The sequence below is a fragment of the Pseudoxanthomonas sp. LjRoot206 genome (assembly GCF_056175725.1).
The window spans coordinates 565,211-588,255 of the sequence record NZ_JBGFFI010000003.1 but is presented as its reverse complement, the minus strand read 5'-3'; the positions used below and the strand labels follow the sequence as shown (position 1 = coordinate 588,255).

Genomic DNA, 23,045 nt, shown 5'->3' with positions numbered 1-23,045 from the left:
TCCTCACTCCTCTCCACTCACTCCTGCTACTCAAGCGGCCGCTGCTTCCTGCTGCTCGACACGGCGCTGGCGCAGCAGCCGGTTGGCCACGTCCAGCCAGGCCAGGGCGCTGGCCTCGATGATGTCCTTGCTGGTGCCGGTACCTTCGTACTCATCGCCGTCGCAGCGTACCGACAGGCTGGCTTCGCCGCGCGCGTCGGCGCCGATGCCGACGCTGTGCACCTGGTAGCTCTCCAGCTGCAGCTGCACGCCGGTGGCGGCCGACAGGGCGCCGAACAGCGCGTCGACCGGGCCGTTGCCCTGCGCAGTCTCGGAAATGCGGTTGCCGTCCGGGTCCGACAGTTCGACCAACGCGTTGGCGCGGCTGCCCACGTCGCTGATCGTCATCGACGACAGTCGGTAGCCCTCGCTGACGGGGGCGTCCTGCATCAGGGTCTGCAGGTCGTCGTCGTCGACCACCCGCTGCTTCTCGCACAGGGCCTTGAACTGTTCGAACACCAGGACCAGTTCGTCCTCCTCCAGCAGATAGCCCAGCGCGCGCAGGCGCTGCTCGACCGCGGCGCGGCCGCTGTGGCGGCCCAGCACCATCTGCGACGACGGCCAGCCGACGTCCTGCGGCTGCATGATCTCGTAGGTACCGCGATGGCGCAGCATGCCGTGCTGGTGGATGCCGGATTCGTGCGCGAAGGCGTTGGCGCCGACGATGGCCTTGTTGCGCTGGACCGGCATGCCGACCAGGCGCGACAGCAGTTGGGAGGTCGGCACGATGCGCTGCGTGTCGATGCGCGTGTCCAGGTTGTAGAACGCCTTGCGCACTTTCAGCGCCATCACCAGTTCTTCGATGGCGCAATTGCCGGCGCGTTCGCCGATGCCGTTGATCGAGCCTTCCACCTGCCGCGCGCCGCCTTCGATCGCGGCCAGCGAGTTGGCCACGGCCAGGCCCAGGTCGTTATGGCAGTGCGCGCTGAAGACCACCTTGTCGGCGCCGGCGACCTTGGTGATCGCGCGCTCAAACATGCTGCGGATTTCCTCCGGCGTGGTGAAACCCACCGTGTCCGGCAGGTTGATGGTGGTGGCGCCGGCGGCGATGGCGGTGGCGATGGCCTGGTGCAGGAAATCCTCTTCGGTGCGGGTCGCATCCTCGGCCGAGAACTCGATCTCGTCAACATGGCCGCGCGCCAGCCGCACGTGCGTGTCGATCGACTGCAACACCTGCTCGCGGCTCATGCGCAGCTTGTGCTCGCGGTGCAGCGGGCTGGTGGACAGGAACAGGTGCAGGCGCGGCTTCGCGGAGGACGACAGCGTGTGCAGCGAGGTCTCGATGTCGCCGGGCAGGCAGCGCGACAGCACCGCCAGCGTGGTCTCGCGCAGCTCGCGCGCGATCAGTGCATGCGCCTCGCGATCGGACTGCGAGCTGGCGGGGAAGCCGGTCTCGATGATGTCCACGCCCAGGTCGGCCAGGCCGCGCGCCATCACCAGCTTCTGCTGCGGCGTCATGCTGCAGCCGGGGGATTGCTCGCCGTCGCGCAGGGTGGTGTCGAAAATTCGGATCTGCGCGGGGGGGGTAATGGTCGTGTTCACCAGATGGATTCCTCGTGTACTTCTGTTTCCGTGGCGGCAACCGCGATACGGCGCACGCCGGTCTTGATGGGGGATTTGGCGGCCGCGCGGCTGGGCGCACGGCCGGTGGCAAGCGAAGGGTCGCCGTCGACGCTGCGGCGGCGAGGCTTGCGCGGCGCGCGCGGGCGCACGTCGGACAGCAGCTGGGCGAGCACCATCGCATCGATGTTGCCGCCCGAGACGACGGCGCACTTGCGCTTGCCGGCGACGCGACGGCCAGCGGCCAGTGCCAGCGCGCCCGCGCCCTCGGCGATCAGGTTCTCTTCCAGCGCAAGCCGCACCAGCGTCTCGCGCAGCTCGGCTTCGCGCACCGTGACGACATCGTCCAGCAACTGCGTGCACAGGCGGCGGGTGATGAAGCCGGGCACCTTGACCCGCACGCCATCGGCGAGCGAGGCGACCGGGTCGATGGCGGAGACGTCGCCCTTCATCGCCCGGATCATCGAATCCACGCCTTCGACCTGCGCACCGACGACGCGCACACCCTGCGACTTCAAGGCCAGCGCGACGCCGGAGGCCAGGCCGCCGCCGCCGATCGGGACGATGACCACGTCCGGCGCATGCGGTGCGATCTCGATGCCGACCGTGCCCTGGCCGGCGATCACGTCCGGATCGTCGAAGGCGGACAGGAAGCGGTAGCCGTTCTGTTCCGCCAGTTCCTTGGCGAACGCGAAGGCTTCGTCGTAGCTGTTGCCATGCTGGCGCACGGTGGCGCCCCAGTGGGCGACGCCGGCGATCTTGGTGGCCGGCGCGCCGTGCGGCATCACCGTGATGGCCTGCACGCCCAGCCGGTAGGCGGCCCACGCCAGGCCCTGCGCGTGGTTGCCGGCGGAGGCGGCGATCACCGGGCGATGGTCGCCGCGCTCGCGCGCGGCCAGCAGGGCGTTCAGGGCGCCACGCACCTTGTACGAGCCGGTGCGCTGCAGGTTCTCCAGCTTCAGCATCACGCCGAAGCGTTCGGCATGGTGCAGCGGCGTGGGCGGCAGGTAACGGCGCAGCCGCGCCTGCGCCGCCAGCACGTCGGCCACGGTGACGACGACGTCGCCTACGTCCGGTTCGTTGCTGGCGGGGGCGCGACCGGCATCAGGCATCGCGGCACGCGAACGGCTGATGTCGAAGAAGACGCCTCCGTACCGCAACGTCCGCGTCGGCGGGTGCGGTCTTCATGCGGCGCGGTCCTGCGGGCGACGGTCCCGGCTCAGTTCCTGCACGGCGCTGAAGGACAGCTCCTCGACGTCGTAGATCTTCAGCAGTTGCTGGCGCAGGGTTTCCGGCGCACGGGTGCTGTCGATCACCAGCGCCAGCGCCCAGTAGCCTTCGCTGTCGTGCGTCGCGTGCACCGCGTGGGGCGGAAAGCCACGGCGCTCGATCATGCCCAGCACGCGCAGCAGCGCGCCCTCGGCAGGTTTGAGCTTGAGTTCAAGCCGGTAACGCATTCTTCTTCTCCGGGCCGTCGGCCGCGACGGCCGGCTCGGCGGATGGTTTCGCGGGATTGGCATCCAGCATCGAGCTGTTGGCATGGTTCGGTGGCACCAGCGGCCAGACGTTCGCCTTGATGTCGATGGTGACGTGCAGCAGGGCGGGGCCGGGCTGGGCCAGCAGGTCGGCCAGCGCATCCTCGATTTCGTCGCGCGCATCGATATGGCGGGCCGGGATGCCGAACACGCGCGCCAGCGCGGCGAAGTCCGGGTTGTCGGACAGGTCGATCTCGCTGTAGCGCTCGGCGAAGAACAGTTCCTGCCATTGCCGCACCATGCCCAGCGCGCTGTTGTCGATCAGCACGATCTTCACCGGCAGCTTGCAGCGGGCGATGGTGGCCAGCTCCTGCACGTTCATCATGAAGCCGCCATCGCCGTTGACCAGGACGACGGTGCGGTCGGGGCAGGCGAACTGCGCGCCCATCGCCGCCGGCAGGCCGAAGCCCATCGTGCCCAGCGCGCCGCTGGTCAGGTGGTTGCGCGGATGGGTGAACTTGCAGTGCTGCGCCACCCACATCTGGTGCTGGCCCACGTCGCACGCGATGATCGCGTCGGCCGGCGCCACTTCGCTCAGCCGCTTCAGCAGGCCGGGCGCATAGATGTCGGTGCCGGGCGCGTCGTAGCGGAAGCCGAAACGCTCGCGGTTGCCCATGCAGCGCTTGCGCCACTCGTCGCAGGTGCTGCGGGCCGCACCCAGCGCACGCAGGCTGGCGCCGACATCGCCGGGCACCGCGATGTCGGCGGTGCGCAGCTTGCCGATCTCGTAGGCATCGGCATCGATGTGCAGCACGCGCGCGAATGGCGCGAACTCGGCCAGCTTGCCGGTGGCGCGGTCGTCGAAGCGGGCGCCGACCACGATCAGCAGGTCGGATTCCTGCACCGCCATGTTGGCCGCGCGCGTGCCGTGCATGCCCAGCATGCCCAAATAATGCGGGTGGTTGGCGGGCAGGGCGCCCAGGCCGCGCAGCGTCAGCACGGTGGGAATCTTCGTGGCATCGACGAACTGGCGGAACGCATCCACTGCATCGGCGATGCCGATGCCGCCGCCACCGTAGATCACCGGCTTCTCGGCGCCGGCGATCGCCGCCAGCGCGTCGGCCAGCCTCGCGTCTTCCGGCGCGGGCACCGGATCGACGCTGGCGGGCACGTGGTCGGGCAGGTGCGAGGCGTCGGACATCTGCACGTCCTTCGGCAGGTCGATCAGCACCGGACCGGGACGGCCCTCGCGTGCGATGCGGAAAGCCTCGCGCACCACCTCGGGCAGATCGTCCACGCGCCGGGCGACGAAGCTGTGCTTCACGATCGGCAGGGTCAGGCCGAACACGTCCAGTTCCTGGAACGCGTCGGTGCCCATCAGCGTGGTGGCGACCTGGCCGGTCAGGCAGACCATCGGCACCGAGTCCAGCATCGCGTCGGCGATGCCGGTCACCAGATTCGACGCGCCGGGGCCGGAGGTGGCCACGCACACGCCGACCTTGCCGCTGGCGCGGGCGTAGCCGTTCGCGGCCAGTGCCGCGCCCTGCTCATGGCGCACCAGGATGTGCTTCAGGTTGGAATCCACCAGCGCGTCGTAGAACGGCATGATGGTGCCGCCCGGATAGCCGAACAGCGTGTCCACGCCCTCCATTTCCAGGGCGTGGGCCAGCCAGCGGGCGCCATTGCGTGGGGCAGTGGCCGCGGCGGCGTTCATGCGGCGGCCTGCTCGTCTGTATCGGGTTGCGCGGCATTGGCCTGCAGCCACACCATCTTCGCGCGCAGTTCCTTGCCGACCTTCTCGATCGGGTGGTCCTTGTCGGCCTGCTGGAACTTCTTGTAGTTCGGCAGGCCGGCGTCGTACTCGGCCTGCCAGTTGCGGGTGAAGGTGCCGTTCTGGATGTCGGTCAGCACATCCTTCATGCGCGCCTTGACGCTGGCGTCGATGACGCGCGGGCCGCTGACGAAATCGCCGTACTGCGCGGTCTCGGAGATGAATTCCAGCATGCGGGTGATGCCGCCTTCGTAGAACAGGTCGACGATCAGCTTCAGCTCGTGCAGCACTTCGTAGTAGGCGATCTCCGGCTGGTAGCCGGCTTCCACCAGCGTTTCGAAGCCGGCCTGCACCAGCGAGGACGCGCCGCCGCACAGCACGGCCTGCTCGCCGAACAGATCGGTCTCGGTCTCTTCCTTGAAGGTGGTCGAGATGATGTTGGCGCGCGCACCGCCCAGGCCGCCGGCGTACGCCAGCGCGAACTTTTCGGCCTTGCCGCTCTTGTCCTGGTGCACGGCGTAGATGCAGGGCACGCCGCGGCCGATCTCGTACTCGCGGCGGACCAGCGCGCCCGGGCCCTTCGGCGCGACCAGCACCACGTCCAGGTCGGCGCGCGGCTCGATCATGCCGAAGTGGACGTTGAGGCCGTGCGCGAACAGCAGTACCGCGCCCTGCTTCATGTTCGGCGCCAGTACGTCGGCGTAGAGTTTCTTCTGCACCATGTCCGGCGTCAGCACGGCGACCAGGTCGGCGTCCTTCACCGCGTCGGCCGGCGCCTTGACCACGAAACCGTCGGCCTTGGCCTTCACTTCGGTCGGACCGCCCGGGCGCAGGCCGACGACGACGTCGAAACCGGAGTCGCGCAGGTTCAGCGCGTGCGCGCGGCCCTGGCTGCCGTAACCGATGACGGCGATCGTGGGATGCGGGAGGGCGTTGGCGGTGGTCATGGCGCGGATTTCCTGAGGGTTGAGGTGGAATCGAAGGCTCTTAAACAAAAAACCCCGCACTTCTCAGTGCGGGGTTTTGCGAATCTGGCGTTGCTTGCTGCTTACACGCCGGTCCGTCCCGCAGTTGTGGGCGAGGTAATAAGGACGAGTACGAGGACGGGCGCCGCAGCGAATGCGGTCGGGTCGGTCGTCGTGGGTGTGTGGCGCTGCAACATGCGGCAAGAGAAACATGCCGCTTCAAATTGTGTCAAGCGGTTTCGGAATCTTTTCGACGATCGGATGATTTCAGTCGAGATGGTTGCAACTGAAACCGAGAAAACGCCGCAGAATCCTGCCTTTCCACGCAGTCGCAGCACATCCGTTTTCATGCCCGAGTACCGCTCCAAGACCTCCACCCACGGCCGCAACATGGCCGGTGCCCGCGCGCTGTGGCGCGCCACCGGCATGAAGGACGAGGACTTCCACAAGCCGATCGTCGCCATCGCCAACTCGTTCACCCAATTCGTGCCGGGCCATGTGCACCTCAAGGACCTCGGCCAGTTGGTGGCGCGCGAGATCGAGCGTGTCGGCGGCGTGGCGAAGGAGTTCGACACCATCGCCGTCGACGACGGCATCGCGATGGGCCACGACGGCATGCTGTACTCGCTGCCGTCGCGCGAGATCATCGCCGACTCCGTGGAGTACATGGTCAACGCGCATTGCGCCGACGCGCTGGTGTGCATCTCCAACTGCGACAAGATCACCCCCGGCATGCTGATGGCCGCGCTGCGGCTGAACATCCCGACTGTGTTCGTGTCCGGTGGCCCGATGGAAGCCGGCAAGACGCGCCTCGCCGACCACAAGCCCGAGCAGAAGCTCGATCTGGTCGATGCGATGGTGATGGCGGCCGACCCGAACGTGTCCGATGAGGACGTCGCCGCCGTCGAGCGCAGCGCATGCCCCACGTGCGGCTCGTGCAGCGGCATGTTCACCGCCAACTCGATGAACTGCCTGACCGAGGCGCTGGGCCTGTCGCTGCCGGGCAACGGCACCGTCGTGGCGACGCATGCCGACCGCGAGCAGATGTTCAAGCGCGCCGGCGTGGTAGCGGTGGAGCTCTGCCATCGCTGGTACGGCGGCGAGGACGCGTCGGCGCTGCCGCGCGGCATCGCCACGTTCGAAGCGTTCGAGAACGCGATGACGCTGGACATCGCGATGGGCGGGTCCACCAATACCATCCTGCACCTGCTCGCCGCGGCGCAGGAAGGCGAAGTGCCGTTCGACATGCGCGACATCGACCGCCTGTCGCGGCGCGTGCCGCAACTGTGCAAGGTGGCGCCGAACACGCAGAAGTACCACATCGAGGACGTGCATCGCGCCGGCGGCATCATGGCGATCCTCGGTGAACTGGCGCGCGGCGGCCTGCTGCATACCGGGGTCGCGACCGTGCATGCGAAAACGCTGGGCGAGGCGATCGCGAAGTGGGATGTCGCCACGGTCGAGGACGAGGCCGTGCACACGTTCTACAAAGCGGGCCCGGCCGGCATTCCGACCCAGGTCGCCTTCAGCCAGGCCACGCGCTGGCCGTCGCTGGACACCGACCGTGCCGAGGGCTGCATCCGCAGTGTCGGGCATGCGTTCTCGCAGGAGGGCGGCCTGGCCGTGCTGTACGGCAATATCGCGATCGATGGCTGCGTGGTGAAGACGGCTGGCGTGGACGAATCGATCCATGTCTTCGAGGGCAGCGCCCGCGTGTACGAAAGCCAGGATGCGGCCGTGGCCGGCATCCTCGGCGACGCGGTGAAGGCGGGCGATGTCGTCGTGATCCGCTACGAAGGTCCGAAAGGCGGTCCGGGCATGCAGGAAATGCTGTACCCGACCAGTTACCTGAAGTCGAAAGGCCTCGGCAAACAGTGCGCGCTGCTGACCGATGGCCGCTTCTCAGGCGGTACCTCCGGCCTGTCGATCGGCCATGCGTCGCCGGAAGCGGCGGCCGGTGGCGCGATCGGCCTGGTGCGCGACGGCGACCGCATCCGCATCGATATCCCACAACGCTCGATCGCCTTGCTGGTCTCCGACGAGGAACTCGCCGAGCGCCGTGTCGCCCAGGACGCGAAGGGCTGGAAGCCGGTGCTGCCGCGTCCGCGCAAGGTCAGTACCGCCCTGAAGGCGTATGCCCTGCTCGCCACCAGTGCCGACAAGGGCGCGGTGCGCGACAAGGCGATGCTCGATGGCGTCTGACAGGCGGATACGCCTTCGCGCCGCTCTGGCTCTGCTGTTCGCATTGCTCGTCCTTCCGGTCTGCGCGGAGGAAGCGCAGCGCACGCCGTGGGTGGTCGCCACCTACGCCTATCCCGAGCGCGATCGCCTCGCCGCGATCCAGCCGCTCGCCGACTACCTGGCGAAGCGCGGCCGCCATCCGGTGCAGGTGAAGCTGTTCCCCTCACCGACGGCACTGGTGCAGGCGATGCGCGACGGTCAGGTCGATGTCGCGGTGCCCAACCTGCATGGTTACCTGCAGGCACGGCGCGACGTCGCGAAGGTCACCACCTTGCCGGTACCGCAGGTGCCGGCGTTGCAGGCGGATCGCTACCGTGCGGTGCTGGTGGCGCGCGATGTCGCATCGCTCGCCGAGGTCAAAGCGAAGGCCGGCAGCTTGCGGCTGGCGATGGTCGGTCGCGACTCCGCATCCGGCGGTTTCGTGCCGGTGCAATATCTGCGCAGCCAGGCGCTGGATCCGGCGAAGGCATTCGCGTCGGTGGTCTATTCGGGCTCGCACGCGGCCGCCTTGCAGGCCATCGTCACGGGGCGTGCCGATGTGGCGGCGTTGGCGGGCGATGTCTACGACGCGTCGCGTCCCGATGGCATCCACGAACTGTGGCGCTCCGATCCGATCCCGCCCGGGCCGTTGGTGTGCCACGCGACGACCGACGTCCCGTGCCAAGCCATGGCCGCCTGGCTATTGGAGGCGCACCGGGAAGATCCGGCCGTGATCGCGGCCCTGCGCGTGGGCTGGCCCGAATTCGGCAATGCCACCGTCTTCGTTCCCGCCGACGTTGCCCGCCTGTCCGACGTGGCATTGGCCCAGGACTGAGCGCCGGTCCCGCCTGAACAGGCCGCTCAACTCACTTCTTCTCCGGCCGTTACCGATAGACGGAGGAGGGGATATGGCAGCGATCGAAGACAGGCAGGCCGGCAGCGCGGCCGTTGAAGGCACCCTGCCGGACGCACCGGTGGGGCTGGTGCGCCTGGACGCAGCCGCCCGCGTGATGGCCGCCAATCGCGCCGCCTGGGATCTGCTCGCCTTGTCGCCGGATGCGTTGTTGGGCCAACCCTGCGAGCAGCTGTGGGGCCTGCCGGCCCAGGTGCTGAACGACGAAGAGGGTAGCTGGTGCGCGCCCGGCAACGATCCCGCCCGCCGCATCCGTTACCAGGCCGACCGCGATGGCGAGGGCTGGCTGCTGTCGCTGCCGCATCCGGAAACCGCCGCCCTGCTGCGCGACACCGCGCGTCTGGCGCAGGGCGAAATCTCCGTCGCCATGGCCCCGGCCCTGCGCGATGTCGCGCAACGCCTGGCCGATGCCGCGACCGAGCGTGCGCTGCTGGAACGCATCGGTGGCCTGCTGGGTGGCTGCGATCTCGATCTGGCCTTGCCCGATGCACAGGCCGCGCATCCGTTGTCGCGGCAGATCGCCGCCGGCTTCGGCAACCTGGCCGAGGCGATCCGCCAGGCGGTGGCGCTGTCGGTGCAGGTGGCGGCGGAAGTACCGCACCTGGTCGGCGATAACGACGAACTGCTGACGCAGTCGCAGGCGCAGGTGGCGGCGCTCGACACCGTGCTCGATGCCACCCGCCGCCTGCTGCAGGGATTGAAGGGCGCGGGCGAGGAATTGCAGGCAGTGATCGCCGTCGCCGCCAGTGCCGATGCCAGCGCACGGCAAGGCGTGGCGGCCGCGCAGCAACTCGGCGAGGCGATGCGCGAAGTCGAGCGTCGTTCCGCGCGGGCCGGTGACGTCATCGAAGTCATCGACGCGGTCGCATTCCAGACCAATATCCTGTCGATCAATGCCAGCATCGAGGCCGCACGCGCCGGTCCTGCCGGGCGCGGCTTCGCCGTGGTCGCCACCGAAATCCGCCGCCTGGCCGAACAGGCCGCGACGGCCGCGCGCGACGTGCGCGTGATCCTGGATGAAAGCGGTCGCGCGCTGAACGAAAGCGCGGTCTCGGCCGAAGCCACCGGACAGGTGCTCGGCGGCATCGGCGACCTGCTGGCGCGCGCCAGCCAGGCAATGGAGTCGGTGGTCGAGCGTGTCTCCGCGCAGGACCAGGAAGTCATCGCGATCGATGCGGCCGTCGACCGGGTGGCCGCCCTCAGCCGCAGCAACCTCGAGCATGCGGACCAGGTGGCCGCGCGCGGCACGGCGCTGGCGCAGGGTACCGACACGCTGCGCGATTGCGTCGGCCTGTTCCGCCTGCCCCACGATCCCTTGAGTCATCGACGTCATGCGCGCGTGCGCGACCTCGCGCAGGATGCCGCCGCACGGATCGGTGACGCATTGGCGCTGGCGCTGGATCACGGCCGCATCGACGAGGACGCGCTCTTCTCGCGCGACTACGCGCCCATCCCCGGCGTCGAGCCGGCCAAGTTCACCACGGCCTTCGACACGCTCTGCGACGAACTGCTGCCGCCGTTGCAGGAACCCGTGGCCGCCCGGCACCCGTGGATCGTGTTCGCCATCTGCGCCAATCCGGACGGCTACGTGCCCACGCACAACCTGCGTTTCAGCCAGCCGCTGACCGGCGACCGCGCGCAGGACCTGGTCGGCAACCGTACCAAGCGCCTCTTCGCCGACCGCGTCGGTCGCAGCGTGGGCGCCCATACCGATCCGTACCGCCTGCAGGTCTACCGGCGCGACACCGGCCAGATCATGTTCGACCTGTCGGTGCCGGTGTTCGTCGGCGAACGGCACTGGGGCGGCTTCCGCGTGGGCTATACGCTGGAATGACCTTGCAGGCCCGGTGTTGTGGTCTAATTCTCGCCGAAGCGGGGGTATCGCCGGCCCGGCCGGCGATTGAGACAGACCCTTCGAACCTGATCCGGTTGAGACCGGCGTAGGGAAGCTTCGCAGGATGCGCCGTATTGCCGAGCCGCCCACCGAGGGCCCGCACTCCGTCCGCCGCCGCGCCGCCGCTTCGTCCGTGATGCGATCCCCTCGCGTCCCACTGCGCGAACTCCCCGCACTAGCCCTGCGAGGATTCAAAAAGGACGAAGCCGATGAATGCCATTCCCAAGCCCGCCACCGACCTGCTGCAGCAGACCGGCCAGCTCTCCGAATCCGTCACGCGCCCGATCCCGGGCTCGCGCAAGGTCTTCGTCGAGGGATCGCGTCCCGACCTGCAGGTGCCGATGCGCGAGATCGCGCTGACCCAGACGCCCACCATCTTCGGCGGCGAAGACAATCCGCCGGTCACCGTCTATGACACCTCCGGTCCGTATACCGATCCGGCTGCGACCATCGATCTGGCCGCCGGCCTGCCGGCGCTGCGGGCGAAGTGGATCGAGGAGCGCGGCGATACCGAACAGCTCGACGGCTTGAGTTCCACGTTCGGCCGCGCACGCGAGCATGATCCCAAGCTGGACGCCGTACGCTTTCCTGGCCGCATCCTGCCGCGCCGCGCCAGGGCCGGCGCCAACGTCAGCCAGATGCATTACGCGCGCCGCGGCATCGTCACACCGGAGATGGAATACGTCGCCATCCGCGAGAACCAGCGGCTGGACGCGGTGCGCGAGGCGCATCTGCTGGCGCAGCATCCGGGCGAGAGCTTCGGCGCCAGTATCCAGACGTTCATCACGCCGGAATTCGTGCGCGACGAGATCGCGCGCGGCCGCGCCATCCTGCCCAACAACATCAACCATCCGGAAAGCGAGCCGATGATCATCGGTCGCAACTTCCTGACCAAGATCAACGCCAACATCGGCAACAGCGCGGTGTCGTCGGGCATCGCCGAGGAAGTCGAAAAGCTGGTGTGGTCGATCCGCTGGGGCGGCGACACCGTGATGGACCTGTCCACCGGCAAGCACATACACGAGACGCGCGAGTGGATCATCCGCAACTCGCCGGTGCCGATCGGCACGGTGCCGATCTACCAGGCGCTGGAAAAGGTCGACGGCCGCGCCGAAGCGCTGACCTGGGAGATCTTCCGCGACACGCTGATCGAACAGGCCGAACAGGGCGTGGACTACTTCACCATCCACGCCGGCGTGCTGCTGCGCCACGTGCCGCTGACGGCGAAGCGCGTGACCGGTATCGTCTCGCGCGGTGGCTCGATCATGGCCAAGTGGTGCCTGGCGCACCACAAGGAAAACTTCCTCTACACGCACTTCGAGGATATCTGCGAAATCATGAAGGCCTACGACGTGGCCTTCTCGCTGGGCGACGGCCTGCGTCCCGGCTGCATCGCCGACGCCAACGACGCCGCGCAGTTCGGCGAACTGGAGGCGCTGGGCGAGCTGACCAAGATCGCGTGGAAGCACGACGTGCAGTGCATGATCGAAGGTCCCGGCCACGTGCCGATGCAGCTGATCAAGGAGAACATGGACAAGCAGCTGCGCGAGTGCGGCGAAGCGCCGTTCTACACGCTCGGCCCGCTGACCACCGACATCGCGCCCGGATACGACCACATCACCAGCGCGATCGGCGCGGCGATGATCGGCTGGTATGGCACCGCGATGCTCTGCTACGTGACGCCGAAGGAACACCTGGGCCTGCCCAACCGCCAGGACGTGCGCGACGGCATCATGGCGTACAAGATCGCCGCGCATGCCGCCGACCTGGCCAAGGGCCATCCGGGTGCGCAGGTGCGCGACAACGCGCTGAGCAAGGCGCGCTTCGAGTTCCGCTGGGAGGATCAGTTCCACCTGGGCCTGGATCCTGAGAAGGCGAAGGAGTTCCACGACGAGACGCTGCCCAAGGATGCGCACAAGCTGGCGCACTTCTGCTCGATGTGCGGCCCGCATTTCTGCTCGATGAAGATCACCCAGGACGTGCGCGACTACGCCGCCGAGCATGGCGTGGAGGAGCAGGCGGCGCTGGAGGCCGGCATGGCCGAGAAGTCGGCGGAGTTCCTGGCCCAGGGCGCGCAGGTGTATCGTCAGGGCTGACCGGGCAGGGGCGGTCGCATCCGTTCCGGGCCTGCTGCCGTAGAGTTCACAGGACGTCCGCCATGATGGCGGCGTCCCCGACAGGAGCACGATCATGGCCCGTTTCGCCTGCAATGCCGGCCGCTGGATGATGGCTGCGGCCGTCGTCCTGCTGGCCTCCTGCGCCACCGGCCCGCGCATCACCAGCGACGTGGATCCATCCGCCAGTTTCGGCCAGTACCGCAGCTTCGCCTTCTATTCGCCGCTGGCGATCGAAGGGCAGGGCTACGCCACGCTGACCAGTGGCCGCATCAAGAACGCGGCGCGCACGCAGATGGAGTCGCGCGGTTACGTCTACGACGAGAAGTCACCGGACCTGTGGGTGAACCTCAACGCTTACATGCAGGAAAAGACCGACGTCGTGAACACGCCGGAAGTCGACTACGACTACTACTACAGCTATCGCGCGCGCCGCTACGTGGCCGTACCCACGTGGCGCGACCGTACCGATGTCTACAGGTACACGGAAGGCACCTTGAACGTGGACCTGGTGGACGCTAAGCAGAACCGGCTGGTCTGGACGGGCGTGGCGGTCGGGCGCGCCGGTCGCGACAAGCCCGAAACGCGCGATGCCAAGATCGATGCCGCCGTCGCTGAGATCTTCCTGCGGTATCCCTACCGCGCGGGCAGCGGCACGCCGGCGGCGACGCCGTGAAGGGCAGCGGTCCCGTCATCGCCAGGGCCGGTATCGGCTTCGGCACCGCGCTGGCCATCACCATTTCGTGGAGCGCCAACAAGTCGCTGCTGTGGGCGGTGATCCATGGCCTGCTGTCGTGGATCTACGTGGTGTATTACGCGCTGGTCTACCACTTCAAGTGAGGCCTGCATGACCACTTGGACCCGGTTGCGCTGGATGGTGACGGCGCGGCGGCACCCCTGCGCCTTCCTGCTCGTCGTCCAGCTGGCCGGCATCCTGCTGTATCCGGTGATGGAAGACACCCCGGCCGGGCGTGCGCTGTTCGGCGCCTTCGGCATCCTGGTGCTTGCCCTGGCCCTGTGGGTCGTCAACCGCAGCGCGGCGGTCAACTGGATCGCCTGGTCGCTCGCGATCCCCTCGGTGTCGCTGTCGGTATCGGCGGCCGTGTTCGATCTTCCTGCGCTCGGGATCTATGCCCACCTGCTGGAAAGCGGACTGTATTTCTATACGGCCGGCAGCCTGATCGCCTACATGCTGCAGGACCATTCGGTCAGCAGCGACGAACTGTTCGCTGCCGGCGCCACCTTCACCCTGCTGGCGTGGGCCTTCGCTTTCGCATTCTCGGTCTGCCAGCAGTGGTACCCGGGCAGTTTCACCGCCGCGGTCGATCCGCAGTCGCCGCGAAGCTGGATGGAACTGCTGTTCCTGAGCTTCAGCCTGCTCTCGGGCGTGGGCCTGAGCGATGTGGTGCCGATCCTGCCGCAGGCGCGCGCGCTGGTGATGCTGGAGCAGTTCGCGGGCGTGATGTACATCGCCGTGGTCGTGTCGCGGCTGATAGGGCTGACCGTTCTGAAATCGCCCGCACGCAAGACGGACTGAGCGTCGCCAGCACAAAAAAATCGCGCCTTTCGGCGCGAATGCTGGAGCTCGTGTAGTAGGACGTCGGCGGGAGAGAGAGTTTGCCTGTGCTGCTCCCGTTCAGGGGGAGCATGCCGGTCACTGTAAAATGTGACGCGACGGTGCGCTTTCCCCGTGCTGCCTTTGGACTTTGCCGAATCTGCCGGATTACTTGGCCTGACCAGTGCCGGGCATTAAGGCACATGACGGACCCCGGAAGACCCCGCAGCATTCGCTCCCGATGAACTCCCCCGACTCCGCCACCCACCCACCGGGCGATCGCCTGAGGGTGGGGGAATGCCTCGTTGACGTGCCATTGCGTGAAATCCACGCGTCGGGTGCGCGCAGGCCCGCGCGCATCACGCCCAAGTCGATGGGCGTGCTGCGGGTGCTGGTGGACAGCGCGGGGCGGGTGGTGACCCGCGAAGCGCTGCTGACGGCCGTCTGGCCGGACACGATGCCGACCAACGACGTGGTCACCCAGGCCATCACCCAGCTGCGCAAGGCGTTTGGGGAGCGCAGCGACGGGCCACGCTACATCGAGACCATCGCCAAGAGCGGTTATCGCCTGCTGGCCGAGGTCGAGTGGCTGCCGCACCCTGAAGACGCGCGCACGCCGGCCGCCGCGGTATCCACGGAGCCGGAAACCCGCGATGACGTTGGGCCCGGCGACGGTGCCGACAGTGTGTCCGCCAGCGCCGTGCCGCCGGCGCGACAGGCGCTGCTGTTCCGTCGCTGGGCCTGGGGCCTGGGACTGGGCGTGGTGGCGATCGCGTGCGCGGTGGCGGCGCTGTGGTGGTCGGGCGCGCAACGGCCGCGGTCGGCGGTGCAGGACGAGGTGACGGGGTTGCTGCCCGCGCCCCGCCCTTACCGCCTGATCACCTCCGCGCCCGGATTCGAGCTGTCGCCGACGCTGTCGCCGGACGGCTCCCAGGTTGCGTACCTGTCCAGCATGACCGAGGAGCTGGCGGGCACGGCCATCCTGGTGCAGACCACGGAGCCCGCGCAGCCGCGAACGCTGACGTCCCCCCCTGCGGGCACGTGGGACACCAATCCCGAGTGGTCGCCCAGCGGGCGCGAGGTCGCGTTCCTGCGCCGGTCGCCCGGTGAGGATTGCCGGATCATGGCGGTGCAGGCGAGTGGCGGCGAGCCCCGCGTACTGGGTACTTGCGATCCGGACAACCGGCCCACGTTCGACTGGACACCCGACGGCAACGGCCTGGTGTTCAGCAGCCCGATGAGCGGCGATGGCGAGCCCGGCCTGCGTCTGCTGGATCTGGCGACCGGCCGTTGGCGCGCGATCGACTACGGCGCCAGCGCCGAAGACGTCGACACGGCGCCGCGATTCTCGCCGGACGGCAAGTGGATCGCCTTCGTCCGCAACACGCCGCTGGGCGACCTGTGGAGGATTCCGTCCAGTGGTGGCGAGGCGGAGCGCCTGACCCACCAGCGTGCCGAGTTGCGCGGCTGGGACTGGACGCCGGACGGGAAGGCGATCGTATTCGGGCGGCGCGTGGACAGCCACACTCGGCTGTACCGCCTGACGCTGTCGGATGGCGATATCACCGACCTGGGTATCGAGGATGCGCAGGCGCCGGCGATCGCCGCGCAGTCGAACGTGCTGGCGTTCGTGCAGCGCAAGCCGCAGTTCGGGCTTTACCGCATCGGCGAAGCCCCCGCAGGCGACGGCGAAGCGCGCCCCCTGCAGCGCCTGTTCCCGTCCACGGGACGCGATTCGCTGCCGTCGGTGGCGCCGGATGGCAGGCAGATCGCGTTCACCTCCGACCGCTCGGGCGAATTCGGGTTGTGGTGGGCCGACATGGAGCGGCCGGCGTCGCTGCGCCTGATCGAAGGCATCCGTCCTGAATCCCGGCATTTGCCGGCCTGGTCCGCCGACAGCCGTCGCCTGCTCGTGATCGGGACCGACGTGCGTGGCCACTACGGGCTGCACGAGCTGGAGCCGGCCAGTGGCCAGCTGCGCGCGTTGCCGGTGCCGGTCCCGCGCGAGGATCTGCTGTTCGCCGCTTACTTGCCCGACCAGCACCATCTGCTGGTGGTCGCCGGCAAGGACGATGGCCAGCAACTGGTGCTGTTCGATCGCCGGAGTACGCCATGGCGCCGCCTGGCCAGCATCGAAGGTGTCTCGTTCGCGCGCCCGGACCTGGCCCAGGGGCGCGTGTTGTTCACCCGGCTGGCCCGGGACGGTCTGTGGCAATCCGATCTGATGCTGGCGGCGTCGAGCATCCGCCAGGTCGACGGCAGCCGGCCCGCCAGCCAGCGCTACCGGACCTGGACGGTGACCGAAGACGGCCAGATCGAGTACCTGGAGCAGCTTCCCGGCTGCTACGTGAGCCTGCGCCATATCGGCGTCGGCCGTTCCCACGCACCGGCGAGATGCCTGGAGCCGACCCACCTCGCCACCATCAACGGATTCAGCGCACATGCGCGCGATCGCGTGACCTACGTCTCAATGGCGGTCGTCGACGGCTCCGACATCGGCTTCCTGTCGCTGGATCCCGCGCCGCCGTCCCCCGGCGGCGGCTACTGGTAACCGACTGACGCGAAAGAAGAAGTTTCTTTCGTAACTTTGTCGGATCGGGGTTCGGCAAGATTTCGTCGACATTTCCGACAAACTTCCTGCCCGTTCCCGTGCCGACACGGCACATCGCTTCCACACGTCATGCAAAGTGGAACGACCGATGGAGCAAACATGGTGGGGCGACCGGGGCCAGCTGGTCCGGCTGGATGCGGCTGAAGGGGCGTCCCCGAGCGGCTGTATCGCGGTGTCGCGGTTGGGCGGCGCCCAGGCGGGCGGCGACCTGTTCACGATCTGGGTGCAGCTGAGGGGCGCGTCCTGGGTCGAGGCCAAGGAAGGTCGCTTCCGGCTGCGGCGCGGCCAGTGGATCGCGCTGGAGCGGGACTCCAAGCCGCTCGTCCAGAGCGATCGCTATGGCCTGTGCATCGGCATCGTGCTGAACAGCGAGGGCATGAAGGCGATGGCGCGCTTCGCCGATGGTCCGTTGTATGCAGGACGCGGGCGCTTGGGCCGTCGCGACGCGCTGACGATGTTGCGGCTGTGGCGCGCGGCCTCCGAGCGCGGGGCCGAAGGCACCGATGCCTACGCCCTGCGCCCGCTGCTGCTGCACTTCGCCGCGGTCCAGCAGGAACTCGACGGCTACATCCAGCGCTGCCCCGGCCGTTCGCGCACCCGCAAGCGCCAGGTGTTCGGCCGCCTGCAGCGCGCGCGGCTCTATCTGGAAGGCAATTGCGACCGCGTGGTCCGCATCAGTGAACTGGCGGAACTGACCAGCTTCTCCAGCTGGTACTTCTCGCGCACGTTCTACAGCCTGTACGACGAAAGTCCGCAGGCGGCGGCGGCGCGCCTGCGCCTGGAGCACGCGGCCGACCTGCTGCGCAGCACCTCCATGATGGTGGGCGAGGTCGCGGCCGCATCGGGCTTCGACAACTGCTGCAGTTTCGCGCGGGCATTCCGCGCCCGCTTCGGCACCTCGGCCAGCCGTTACCGCTCCGCGACCATGACGTCGAGGACAGACTCGGCAAAGTCATCGGGCGGCGGCCGCAAAGCGGTGTTGAAGACTGGAACGTAAGTTTGCAAGGCGTTTTAACACGCCCATAACGCTACACGTTCCTCTGAGGAGAGATTGAATGAACCACCGCAATTCGCGTCGCGCGATGCGGGTCGGCATGCTGCCGGCCGGTATCGCCATCGCATTGATCCCGGCGTTCGCCAGTGCGCAGGAAGCCACGACCGAAGCGTCCAGCACGACGACCCTGGATCGCCTTGAAGTGACCGGCTCGCGCATCCGCGGCGCCGACATGGAAACGCAGCAGCCGATCATCACGATCGGGCGTGAAGACATCGAGAAGCAGGGCTTTACCTCGGTCGCCGACGTGCTGCAGAACCTGACGTCCGCCGGCTCCCCGGCGATCGCGCGTTCGGAAGCGCTGGCCTCGGGCGAGAACGTGGGCGGCTACTACGTCGACATCCGCAACCTCGGCGCCACCCGCACGCTGGTGCTGGTCAACGGCCGCCGCCTGGGCGCCACCACCGGTGGCTACCAGGATCTCAGCCAGATCCCGATGTCGGCCATCGACCGCATCGAAGTCCTGAAGGACGGCGCCTCCGCCATCTATGGCTCCGACGCGATCGCCGGCGTGGTCAACGTGATCACCCGCAAGCGCTTCGAAGGCGCCGAAGCCTCGGCCTACCTCGGCCAGACCGGTGAAGGCGACGGCGACACCAAGCAGTATTCGTTCACCGTCGGCTCGGCCAGCGACCGTGGCGGCGTGACGCTGTCGGTCGAATACTCGAAGGAAGATCCGATCTCCGCCGCCGACCGCTGGTTCTCCAAGGACGGCAACGCCGGTCCGGACTACCCGGGTTCGGGCTGGAGCCCGATCAGCCAGAACGGTTCCTTCTGCGACCCGTGCTCCCCGGCCGCATCGGCCGTGTGGTACACGCTGCGCGCCGGCGGCAACCCGGCCAATCGCGCCGACTACGTGGTGCATACCGCGGACTACAACGCCAACGCCAACCAGCAGATGTTCCTGTCCACGGGCATCGAGCGACGTTCGGTGTTCGTCAACGCGAACTACGACGTGACCGACAACGTCACGTTCAACGCGGACGTGCTGTACAACCACCGCTCCACCCAGCAGCAGATCGCCGGCTATCCGTACCAGTCGGCCGCGTTCGGCACGCCGCTGTCGGCCGACAGCGCGTTCAACCCGATGCCGGGCGACACCACCTTCCGCCGTCGCCTGTGGGAAGTGCCGCGCACCACCGAAAGCGAGCTGGAAACCTACCGCTTCGCCGGTGGCTTCTCGGGCTTCTTCGAAGTCGCGGGCAAGACCTGGGACTGGGACGTCGGTGCGCTGATCAACCGCAACCAGTCGACCAAGCGTGCGCATGGCGATATGAGCCTGATCGCCTCCGAGCAGGCCCTGGGCCCGTCGTTCATCAACGCCGACGGCGTCGCCCAGTGCGGCAGCGCGGCCGATCCGGTCGCGCTGAGCGACTGCCGCCCGTGGAACCCGCTGCTGCCCTACGGCGTGGCCGGCCAGGGTTCGCTGGCTGACCCGGACCTGCAGAAGTTCCTGTTCCCGTGGTTCACCGACACCGGCCTGACCCGCACCACCAGCTACACCGCCAACCTGGCCGGTTCGCTGTTCGAACTGCCGGCCGGCGACCTGGGCATCGCGGTGGGCGTCGAGCACCGCAAGGAGCAGGGCCGCTTCGTGCCGGACGCGTTCGCGCAGTCGGGCCAGAGCACCGGCCTCGGCGCGACGACCACCGAGGGTGATTACTCGGTCGACGAGTTCTACGTCGAGCTGAACATCCCGCTGCTGGCCGACGTGGCGTTCGCGAAGGAGCTGACCATCAACATGGCCAGCCGCTACTCCGACTACAGCAACTTCGGCGACACGATCAACAGCAAGTTCGGCTTCACCTGGCGTCCGATCGACGAACTGCTGGTCCGCGGCACCTACGCCGAGGGCTTCCGCGCCCCGACGATCGACAACCTGTACGGCGGCATCGGCACGAGCTTCGAGAACTACACCGATCCCTGCGGCACCGGTGCGGTGAACAGCGTCAACGGCAATGCGGCCTGTACGGCGGCCGGCGTCCCGCTGGGCTACGTGCAGCTGGGCCAGGGCCTGGTGCCCTGCACGACCTATCCGTGCGCCACGCCGGACCAGTTCATCACGGGCTCCAACCCGGCGCTGGTCCCGGAAACGTCCAAGAGCAAGACCATGGGCCTGGTGTGGTCGCCGCGCTGGGTGCAGGGTCTGGACATCTCGCTGGACTGGTACCGCTACGAGCTGACCAACATGATCATCTCGGACAGCGTCGACCGCATCCTGCGCGACTGCTACGTGCTGGGCAACAACGCCCGTTGCGAAGGCATCGTGCGTGCGGACGATGGCCACATCACCAACCTGTTCTACGGCCTGGCCAACCTGGGCGCGATGGAAACCGAAGGCTTCGACCTGGGCGTGAAGTACGCGCTGCCGGAGCAGTCGTTCGGCAAGATCGCGTTCGACTGGACCTCGTCCTACACCAGCGTGTACGACGAAGAAGCCGAGAACTCGGCCGGTGAGAAGATCATCGTCGGCAACGTGGGCAACTCCGGCATCTTCCGCCTGCGCTCGAACCTGGGCGTGGACTGGTCGCTGGGTGCGTTCGCGGTCAACTGGACGGCCCGTTACTACTCGGGCATGAAGGAAAGCTGCGTCACGGCGCGTCCCTGCACGGAACCCGACCACATCGCCAACGGCGAGCCGGACGCGATCCGCAAGGTGGGCTCCAACACGTTCCACGACATGCAGGTCAGCTACAGCGCGCCGTGGAATGCCACGATCGCGGTGGGCGCCAACAACGTGTTCGACCACAAGGGTCCGCTGATGTTCTCGAACTCCGCGTACCGCCACAGCGACTTCGCCTACTACGGTGGTTTCGACTTCGACCGCTTCCTGTACGTGAAGTACACCCAGCGCTTCTGATCGTCCGATCAGTCGCCTGATGCTTGACCACGACGGCCCCGCAAGGGGCCGTCGTGCGTTCCGCGGTTCCCTCGCCGGCACGCTCGGCACTCCGTAAGGCGGTTGATATCATCGGCGCGGCCCGATCCGGGCGGACCCTCGTCGCCGATGAAACTCCCCGCGCCCTTCATTCAGTTGCCGCTGAGCTTCGATGCCGACGCGCTCGCGCGCGAGATCTCGGCCATCGACGAGGCCAGCTGGCGCTCGCATCCCGGCGGCATTCCCGGCAACAGCGCGCTGCCGCTGATCACCACCGATGGCGATCCCGACAGCGACCAGGTGACCGGCGCGATGCGGCCGACGCCGTGGCTGGAGCGGTTGCCCTACCTCATGCAGGTGCTGGAGGCGCTGGGCGCCACGTGGGGACGCTCGCGCCTGATGCGGCTGTCCGGCCAGTCCGAGGTCGTCGGGCACGTGGACATCAACTACTACTGGCGCGAGCACATGCGCGTGCACGTGCCCATCGTCACCACGCCGTCGGTGCGCTTCCAGTGCGGTGGCCACGAAACGAACATGGCCGCCGGCGAATGCTGGATCTTCGATACCTGGCGCCACCACCGGGTGCTCAACCAGGGCGACGAGACGCGCATCCACCTGGTGGCCGACACGGTCGGCGGCATCGGCTTCTGGAGCCTGCTGGAGCAGGGCAGGACGCCGGAACGTCGCGAGCCGGGATGGGCGCCGCGGCGGATCGATCCGGCCGTCGCGCATCGGGCGACGCTCGATTACGAGTCGTTCAATGCCTCCGAGGTGATGACGCCATGGGAACTGCGGGAGTGCATCGGCTTCCTGATGGGCGAAGCCGAGCGGAGCCCGCAACTGCCCGCCATCCACGCGGTGCTGACGCGTTTCGCGCGCCACTGGCATGGTGTCTGGGCTTGCCACGGCGACCGGCCGTCAGGCCTGCCGTCGTTCCGTGCCTTGCTGAAGGACGTGCAGGCCGCGCTCGCACAGGCGGGCGTGGCGCAGGTCCGCCTGCAGAACGGCCTGGGCCTGTTGCCGGTGTTGAAGGCGCACATCTTCAGCATGGCGCTGATGGTCGACGCCGATGCCTCGGCGAAGCGCGATCCGCATGGCGCCCGCCCGGCCGGCGAGCAGGGCAGGCAGGAAGCGCGCGTCGCAACGCAGTCGCCCGCCTTCGCGCAGCCGATCTTCATCGTCAGTCCGCCGCGGTCAGGCTCCACGCTGCTGTTCGAGACGCTGACGGGAGCGCCCGGCGTCTACACGATCGGTGACGAAAGCCACCAACTGATCGAAGGCGTGGACGGCCTGGCGCCGTCGCGCCGGCAATTCCATTCCAACCAGCTGGGGCGTGACGACGCGACGCCGCAGGTGGTGGAGGCGCTGCACGCCCGTTTCCTCGATGCGCTGCGCGACCGCGACGGCAATGCGCCGGGGGTGGGAGCGGCCGTGCGCATGCTGGAGAAGACACCGAAGAACGCGCTGCGCATTCCGTTCCTGAAGGCGGTGTTCCCGGATGCGAAGTTCATCTACCTGCACCGCGATCCGCGGCAGGTCTGGGGCAGCATGATCGATGGCTGGCAGTCCGGCCGCTTCCGCATGTACAACCTGCCGGGTTGGGAAGGCCCGATGTGGTCCTTCCTGCTGACACCCGGCTGGCAGGCATTGAACGGACAGGAGCTGGGCGAGATCGTGGCGCGGCAGTGGGAGACCGCGACGCGCCTGATGCTGGACGACCTGGATGCCTTGCCGGCGGAGGACTGGATCGCGGTCGACTACGGGCGCTTCCTGCAGGATCCGCAGCGGGAAGCACTGCGTCTGAGCGACTTCGCCGGCTGGTCCTGGGACCGCGAGCTCGGCGCGCAGCTGCCGCTGTCGCGCTACACGTTGTCCAGGCCCGACCCGGACAAGTGGCGGCGGCATGCGGCGGCGATCGAGCCGCGCCTGCTGCAGTGGAGCGCCACGATCGAGCGCGCGGCGCGCGCCGCCGGAGTCTGATGGTGCAAAAAAGAAG

Annotated in this window: 16 protein-coding genes and 1 riboswitch; of the genes, 11 read left to right on the top strand and 5 right to left on the bottom strand. The window is 68.0% G+C overall.

Translation table 11 applies throughout. The features are described from left to right. Nucleotides 1–30: 30 nt before the first annotated feature. The 5 genes from AC04MD_RS11980 to ilvC all read right to left on the bottom strand — a co-directional run bounded on the left by AC04MD_RS11980 (nucleotide 31) and on the right by ilvC (nucleotide 5,792). Nucleotides 31–1,581, bottom strand: coding sequence for a 2-isopropylmalate synthase (locus AC04MD_RS11980; RefSeq protein ID WP_475497486.1), 1,551 nt, complete (start codon nucleotides 1,579–1,581; stop codon nucleotides 31–33). After that, nucleotides 1,578–2,711: a threonine dehydratase gene (locus AC04MD_RS11975; protein ID WP_475497699.1), complete on the bottom strand. Its 1,134-nt coding sequence runs from the start codon at nucleotides 2,709–2,711 to the stop codon at nucleotides 1,578–1,580. The genes AC04MD_RS11980 and AC04MD_RS11975 overlap by 4 nt, the downstream gene beginning before the upstream one ends. A gap of 72 nt (nucleotides 2,712–2,783) precedes the next feature. Beyond that, nucleotides 2,784–3,056, bottom strand: coding sequence for an ACT domain-containing protein (locus AC04MD_RS11970; RefSeq protein ID WP_213603225.1), 273 nt, complete (start codon nucleotides 3,054–3,056; stop codon nucleotides 2,784–2,786). Further along, on the bottom strand, nucleotides 3,040–4,788 hold the full coding sequence (gene ilvG / locus AC04MD_RS11965) for an acetolactate synthase 2 catalytic subunit (RefSeq protein WP_475497485.1): 1,749 nt from the start codon (nucleotides 4,786–4,788) through the stop codon (nucleotides 3,040–3,042). The genes AC04MD_RS11970 and ilvG overlap by 17 nt, the downstream gene beginning before the upstream one ends. Then, a complete protein-coding gene (ilvC, locus tag AC04MD_RS11960) occupies nucleotides 4,785–5,792 on the bottom strand; it encodes a ketol-acid reductoisomerase (RefSeq protein WP_475497484.1) in 1,008 nt (335 codons plus the stop codon). Before ilvC ends, ilvG begins: the two co-directional genes overlap by 4 nt. Nucleotides 5,793–6,158: 366 nt before the next feature. On the opposite strand from ilvC, the gene ilvD reads away from it, so the two are divergent. From ilvD to AC04MD_RS11905, 11 genes are all read left to right on the top strand, one after another. After that, nucleotides 6,159–8,012, top strand: coding sequence for a dihydroxy-acid dehydratase (ilvD, locus tag AC04MD_RS11955; protein WP_475497483.1), 1,854 nt, complete (start codon nucleotides 6,159–6,161; stop codon nucleotides 8,010–8,012). Continuing rightward, the gene (locus tag AC04MD_RS11950) at nucleotides 8,002–8,865 is read left to right on the top strand and encodes a phosphate/phosphite/phosphonate ABC transporter substrate-binding protein (RefSeq protein WP_475497482.1); all 864 of its coding nucleotides are present in this window, start codon (nucleotides 8,002–8,004) and stop codon (nucleotides 8,863–8,865) included. The genes ilvD and AC04MD_RS11950 overlap by 11 nt, the downstream gene beginning before the upstream one ends. A 73-nt stretch (nucleotides 8,866–8,938) precedes the next feature. Continuing rightward, on the top strand, nucleotides 8,939–10,777 hold the full coding sequence (locus AC04MD_RS11945; RefSeq protein ID WP_475497481.1) for a methyl-accepting chemotaxis protein: 1,839 nt from the start codon (nucleotides 8,939–8,941) through the stop codon (nucleotides 10,775–10,777). Between the two features lie 30 nt (nucleotides 10,778–10,807). Beyond that, a riboswitch (TPP riboswitch) is annotated at nucleotides 10,808–10,908 on the top strand. Between the two features lie 138 nt (nucleotides 10,909–11,046). Further along, nucleotides 11,047–12,933, top strand: a complete 1,887-nt coding sequence (thiC, locus tag AC04MD_RS11940; RefSeq protein WP_475497480.1) for a phosphomethylpyrimidine synthase ThiC — start codon at nucleotides 11,047–11,049, stop codon at nucleotides 12,931–12,933. Nucleotides 12,934–13,027: 94 nt separating this feature from the next. Beyond that, the gene (locus AC04MD_RS11935) at nucleotides 13,028–13,627 is read left to right on the top strand and encodes a DUF4136 domain-containing protein (protein ID WP_475497479.1); all 600 of its coding nucleotides are present in this window, start codon (nucleotides 13,028–13,030) and stop codon (nucleotides 13,625–13,627) included. Then, nucleotides 13,624–13,791, top strand: coding sequence for a hypothetical protein (locus AC04MD_RS11930; protein ID WP_475497478.1), 168 nt, complete (start codon nucleotides 13,624–13,626; stop codon nucleotides 13,789–13,791). The genes AC04MD_RS11935 and AC04MD_RS11930 overlap by 4 nt, the downstream gene beginning before the upstream one ends. 7 nt (nucleotides 13,792–13,798) lie before the next feature. Next, nucleotides 13,799–14,488: an ion channel gene (locus AC04MD_RS11925; RefSeq protein WP_475497477.1), complete on the top strand. Its 690-nt coding sequence runs from the start codon at nucleotides 13,799–13,801 to the stop codon at nucleotides 14,486–14,488. 259 nt (nucleotides 14,489–14,747) lie between these two features. Next, on the top strand, nucleotides 14,748–17,057 hold the full coding sequence (locus tag AC04MD_RS11920) for a winged helix-turn-helix domain-containing protein (RefSeq protein ID WP_475497476.1): 2,310 nt from the start codon (nucleotides 14,748–14,750) through the stop codon (nucleotides 17,055–17,057). 148 nt (nucleotides 17,058–17,205) lie between these two features. Next, nucleotides 17,206–18,114: a helix-turn-helix domain-containing protein gene (locus AC04MD_RS11915; RefSeq protein ID WP_475497475.1), complete on the top strand. Its 909-nt coding sequence runs from the start codon at nucleotides 17,206–17,208 to the stop codon at nucleotides 18,112–18,114. Nucleotides 18,115–18,172: 58 nt separating this feature from the next. Further along, entirely contained in the window at nucleotides 18,173–21,031 is a 2,859-nt protein-coding gene (locus AC04MD_RS11910) for a TonB-dependent receptor plug domain-containing protein (RefSeq protein WP_475497474.1), read from the top strand. A 147-nt stretch (nucleotides 21,032–21,178) separates the two neighbouring features. Beyond that, nucleotides 21,179–23,029, top strand: coding sequence for a sulfotransferase (locus tag AC04MD_RS11905; protein WP_475497473.1), 1,851 nt, complete (start codon nucleotides 21,179–21,181; stop codon nucleotides 23,027–23,029). Nucleotides 23,030–23,045: the final 16 nt, after the last annotated feature.